Source organism: Tenacibaculum finnmarkense (assembly GCF_900239185.1).
In the GTDB taxonomy this organism is placed as follows: domain Bacteria; phylum Bacteroidota; class Bacteroidia; order Flavobacteriales; family Flavobacteriaceae; genus Polaribacter; species Polaribacter finnmarkensis.
The window spans coordinates 1-6,370 of record NZ_OENA01000003.1 but is presented as its reverse complement, the minus strand read 5'-3'; the positions used below and the strand labels follow the sequence as shown (position 1 = coordinate 6,370).

The 6,370-nt window shown below is 34.8% G+C and carries 1 protein-coding gene and 1 tRNA gene; one reads left to right on the top strand and one right to left on the bottom strand.

Features of this window, described 5'->3' with window-relative positions:
• Positions 1–5,178, bottom strand: a 5,178-nt coding sequence (locus tag AQ1689_RS00195; RefSeq protein WP_145993706.1) for a beta strand repeat-containing protein, incomplete at its 3' end; no start/stop codon positions are given.
• 1,010 nt (positions 5,179–6,188) lie between these two features.
• On the opposite strand from AQ1689_RS00195, the gene AQ1689_RS00190 reads away from it, so the two are divergent.
• Positions 6,189–6,261: transfer RNA gene (locus AQ1689_RS00190), tRNA-Gly, on the top strand.
• The last annotated feature ends 109 nt before the right edge of the window (positions 6,262–6,370 follow it).

The following is a 6,370-nucleotide window of genomic DNA, read 5'->3' as shown; positions in this document are numbered from 1 at the left end:
GACATTTCCTAGTGGAATCGTGATGGTTGCTGGTGTTGCATCTTCGCCGCTATCGTTATCAATTGCTGCGATGTTAAAGGTAGCATCATCATTTGTGGTTCCATCTGGATCAAATTTTAAACCATTTGCTTGATCTACTGTTAAGACTTGATTTAGCGTTACAGGCGTTATTCCATCGGCTAAAAATAAGGTTCCACCGCTTGGTAAACTTGTGATTTTATAATTTTCAACCGTTCCATCGGTATCGTTTCCTGTTGGATTTACAATATCGGTTGCATCGGCATCACTTGAAATACTTGCTGATGTAATATCATCGGTTGTTGGCAAGACATTTCCTAGTGGAATCGTGATGGTTGCTGGACTTGCATCTTCGCCACCATCGTTATCAATTGCTGCGATATTAAAGGTAGCATCATCATTTGTGCTTCCATCTGGATCAAATTTTAAACCATTTGCTTGATCTACTGTTAACACTTGATTTAGCGTTACAGGTGTTATTCCATCGGCTAAAAATAAGGTTCCACCAGTTGGTAAACTTGTGATTTTATAATTTTCAACCGTTCCATCGGTATCGTTTCCTGTTGGATTTACAATATCGGTTGCATCGGCATCACTTGAAATACTTGCTGATGTAATATCATCGGTTGTTGGCAAGACATTTCCTAGTGGAATCGTGATGGTTGCTGCTGTTGCATCTTCGCCGCTATCGTTATCAATTGCTGCGATGTTAAAAGTAGTATCATCATTTGTGCTTCCATCTGGATCAAATTTTAAACCATTTGCTTGATCTACTGTTAACACTTGATTTAAAGTTACAGGCGTTATTCCATCGGCTAAAAATAAGGTTCCGCCAGTTGGTAAACTTGTGATTTTATAATTTTCAACCGTTCCATCCGTATCGTTTCCTGTTGGATTTACAATATCGGTTGCATCGGCATCACTTGGAATACTTGCTGATGTAATATCATCGGTTGTTGGCAAGACGTTTCCTAGTGGTATTGTTATGGTTGCTGGTGTTGCATCTTCGCCGCTATCGTTATCAATTGCTGCGATGTTAAAAGTAGCATCATCATTTGTACTTCCATCGGGATCAAATTTTAAACCATTTGCTTCCGCTACTGTTAAGACTTGATTTAGCGTTACAGGCGTTATTCCATCGGCTAAAAATAAGGTTCCACCGCTTGGTAAACTCGTGATTTTATAATTTTCAACCGTTCCATCGGTATCGTTTCCTGTTGGATTTACAATATCTGTTGCTCCCGCATCACTTGAAATACTTGCTGATGTAATATCATCGGTTGTTGGCAAGACATTTCCTAGTGGTATTGTGATGGTTGCTGGTGTTGCATCTTCGCCGCTATCATTATCTATTGCTGCGATATTAAAAGTAGCATCATCATTTGTACTTCCATCAGGATCAAATTTTAAGCCATCTGCTTGGGCTAATGTTAACACTTGGTTTAAGGTTACAGGCGTTATTCCATCGGCTAAAAATAAGGTTCCACCGCTTGGTAAACTTGTAATTTTATAATTTTCAACCGTTCCATCGGTATCGTTTCCTGTTGGATTTACAATATCAATTGCATCGGCATCACTTGAAATACTTGCTGATGTAATATCATCGGTTGTTGGCAAGACGTTTCCTAGTGGTATTGTGATCGTTGCTGGTGTTGCATCTTCGCCGCTATCGTTATCAATTGCTGCGATATTAAAGGTAGCATCATCATTTGTGCTTCCATCTGGATCAAATTTTAAACCATTTGCTTGATCTACTGTTAAGACTTGATTTAAGGTTACAGGCGTTATTCCATCGGCTAAAAATAAGGTTCCACCGCTTGGTAAACTTGTAATTTTATAATTTTCAACCGTTCCATCGGTGTCGTTTCCTGTTGGATTTACAATATCAGTTGCTCCGGCATCACTTGAAATACTTGTTGATGTTAAATCATCGGTTGTTGGCAAAGTGTTTACCGTTAATGTAGCGCTACCTGTTTTATCTAAACACTTATTATCAGCATGGGTAACTTTTAAATAATACTCTTTTCCAGTTAAACCTGTAACATCACTAATATTTAAAATAGCTGTTGTTACAGTTGTATAAACCCCTGTATTTGTTAAGGTAGTTCCTGTAGTAGCAGGATCACCAATATACCATTGGTATTGAATACCCGAATTTGCATTTCCTGAAGCACCGTCATATGCTGGAACTCCTGCAGCATAAGTTGTCGCCTCGTCTGCAGTTGCCGATGTTAAGGTAAAACTTGTTGCTATTCCTTCGGTTACTGTTTGATCAACTAAAGCTGTAAAATCGGCAATTAATTTTTTCGCTTTTATTTCGTTACCTGTTACGCCATTATAGCTACTTGCTAGTATTGCTCCTGATGTTGTTACTTGACCAGTTGCATTAAAACCATCTCCATCTAAAATACCATCATTATTTGCATCTATTCCTCCAGATTCGATGACGTCATTACAACCATCACCATCAGAATCTAAATCTAAATAATTTGGTATTCCATCGTTGTCATTATCACAATGATTGATTTTAATTAGTATGTTATCGACATATTCATCTGCAGATACAAATATTGCTGCATCATTCAACCAAGGATAATTACTTGCCGCACCTAAATCTATTTCATTTACAACGATAAGTGTTCCTAGTACTCCAGCTGCATCATATTTAGCTCCTTTATTGTCTGCGTATAAATGTAGCACTCCTGCTATATTTTTTTTAACATAATAAGTAGTGTATTGTCTGAACCAACCTACTTCTCTTGCAGGGGCACTTATTGAAGGTAACGAAGAATTTGGTTCTCTAATTAAAATACCTCCATGACCATACAAAAAGACGCCATCTGGAGCTCCCGGGTAATCATCATTCCAAACAGGGTCTTGACCTGACGCACCTATAGCTGTCCCGTATTCGTTATTATCATTTGATAAAAACCCTATTTGTTTTCCTAATGAAAAATCTGCTTCAAGAGTGTATCTTTCACCATTTAACAAGTTTATATTTTTTAAAACGACAAATGAAGACATTTGTTCCTTATCTACGATTCCTCCGCCATTTGCATCAATAACTATAGTAGTACTACCATCAAGCCCTGAAATCGATTTATATTCCCCAACATTTGTTGTACTTGTATTTCCTGGGTGTGAATTATACGCTTCTAATAAGCCGTCAATACCTGGCACCCCTGCTAAGCTTCCTTTTGGAATATTCGTTCCTGGGGTTCCCGCTTCAAATGTTTCATTTATAATAATCTCTTCTATTACCGGTGTTGTACAACCAGCATCTTCTTGACTATCTAAAATCCCATCGTTATCATCATCTAAATCACAACGATTATTAATACCATCGGCATCAGGATCGTTAGCTGTTACTGTACCTACTATTGCTCCGTCAGTACATGGATCGATAGCACAACTAGCAATACCATCGTAAGGTTTTGTAATATCCATTGATACAGATACAATTCCTGAATCGTTAAAAGTTTCAAGATCGTTATATAAACCATTAGTACCTACTGCTCCACTACCTTGAGTTCCCGCCTCTATAGCATCAGAACAACCATCACTATCAGAATCAGTATCCGTACTTTTAGTACAGGTAGGATCAATTTCTTTTAAACTGAACCCGTCTACTAAAACGACGGTAGGGTTTTCTAGATAAAATTCATATTTAACAGATGATGATATTGCTTCAAAAACAATTCTATATTTTTTCCAATGTGGATCATACTCTGTAGTAGTATTTGGACTTAAAGATGGGTATGGATATACTGTGATATCTAAAGGTGTTTGATATAAAACATTTACTCCGGTACCACCACCTTGATCTACAAAACCAAAACGTACGTGATTAATATTATAATCATAACCCTGAGTACCTGAATAACCGTAATTAGGTAAGGTTCCCATTTCAAATTCTAATACATACTGATTACCTACTGTTAATCCAGAAATAGTATTCGATACAGCTTCATCAGAAAGTGAAAATATTAAAAATCCACCACCACTATCAGATTCTTTTACATTTATTTTATAATTACCTCCAGTTCTAGGATCTGTTATACTTGACCCTGCTAAATATTGTGCTTCAGACCAATCTGGTGTTCCTGTTGTAAAATCCCAGCCTTGATAAAGACCTGGTGAACTTGTTCCGTTAAAAGATACATCGCTTAAATGTGACTTATACTTAGAAACGCCATCATCTGAAGTTGACTTTCCTACAATTTCAGTATCTGAATAGTTAAAATTACCATTGGTTAATAAATCTGTCGTTGGGCATTCTATTACATCTGGGATACCGTCATTATCATCGTCTATATCGATAACATCGGCAATACCGTCATTATCAAAATCTTCAATTACATTAAAAATAGTCGTATAATAACTATAACAATCTGATGCTGTATGATAAAACGCAGCATAATAAACCCCAATAGGTGCAGCATTTAAGGTTGTAACTAAATTAGCACTAGTTGCAGGTGTGCCTGTATGCCAAGATAAATTAGTTCCACTAGGACCTGAATTTGCTGTTATTGTTGTTAAGTCGAAAGTAGTGGTAGCGGTTGCTCCACCATAATTAACTGATAATACAGGTGCATCTACTCCTGCAGCACAAGTATAACAAACAGTTGTTCCTATAGAAATAGCATCAATGATTGATTGCACTCCTGCATTTGTACCAGAGGTAGTTGACCCTTGAAATTTTAAATAAGTATAAGTACCGTTTTCAGCTGCAGATAATGTATAGGTGAATTGTTGGAAATTTGTATAATCACCAGAACTATAAGCATTATCCATTACAACGGGCGCCGTAAAGTTTGTTCCATCAGCACTAAACGATACCTTATATGTATTGTTATCCGCTGTATTATTTACAGCTCTAGCGGTAATAACAATTTCTGCTCCTTGCGTAAAGGAATTTGCAAAGACAGCAGCAGGAGTCGTCACCGAACCAAACCATTCTTGAGGCCCAGCTCCATCAGGAACACCATGTAAGGATGACATAGAACCTCCGCTTGTTACATATTGTTTCTCCAAATAACTTCCATTAGCACATTGTGCCGACACCAAAGAGGATGTAAGTGTAAAAGAGATTATTAAAAAAGCTATGAAATAGCTTTTAAAAAAAAGGTTATTTCTAATTAAATAGTAAAATTTTTCCATAAATATTAATTTTAAATCCGTAAAAAACAGCTTATTATTATAAACTGAAACCCAATTATATTCAGTATCTAATTTTTACTATAAAAATTAGACAACTACAATTCACTTAAAAAACAAATAAGAGAATCGATTAATTTAAAAACTACAAGGGGGACTTTTTTTAGATAAAAACTTAATAAAAAAATTATTTCACAAGCTTTAACAAATACAATTATTTTAAGGTAATATAGTACTAATGCAAATATAGAAAAAAAAAACATATCAAAGATATTTTTAATATAAATTCTAATTTACGAAAGATTTTTTATTGTAAATAAAATTACCGCACGCCTTAAAGTACTATTTTAAATCTTAAAAAACAAAAAACACACCAATTAAAACAAACCCGAATCACTCTAAAACACTAACAACACATGAAAAAACAAACTAAAAACAACTAAATATCAAGTGTTATTTATTAAAAAAACACTGATTCAATATATAATAATAACTCATCGAAGCAATATATTAAAACCCAAGTAACACACCTACAAAACAGGGGAAAATAGTATATATTAAATCTCACCCTAAAGAAAGAAAAACTACTACAAAAGCATTTTTATTTTTATTTTTTTAAATAGCAGAAAAAAATAAATACATTGACTGAACTTATTTCAGTTTCTCATCTTTATTTTTTATGATTTTTAGAAATCTAAGTGGTTTTAATGACTTTTGTCTTTATAAATTTTGACTAAAAAAATCACTCAAACTAATAGATTCTTTAATTTTTAAACAAATTTTAAGATGTTTTAAAAAAAAATGATAAAAAAACAACGTGCTCCCACACACATATATCACTCAACTTATGATATTTACATAAAAACAGTGTAATTTTCCATTAAATTTATTAAAAAAAAACTTGCAGATTCAATAAACTGTGTTATATTTGCAACCGCTTAGAGATATTATATTTCTTATAAAGAAAAATAAATCAAAAGCTTGCAAGAAATTGCAATTAAATCTTTACCAATGCGAAAGTAGCTCAGTTGGTAGAGCGTCAGCCTTCCAAGCTGAATGTCGCCAGTTCGAACCTGGTCTTTCGCTCATAGTCTTTTAAAAGATAGACTTTAAAAATCTTTATTTACCAATGCGAAAGTAGCTCAGTTGGTAGAGCGTCAGCCTTCCAAGCTGAATGTCGCCAGTTCGAACCTGG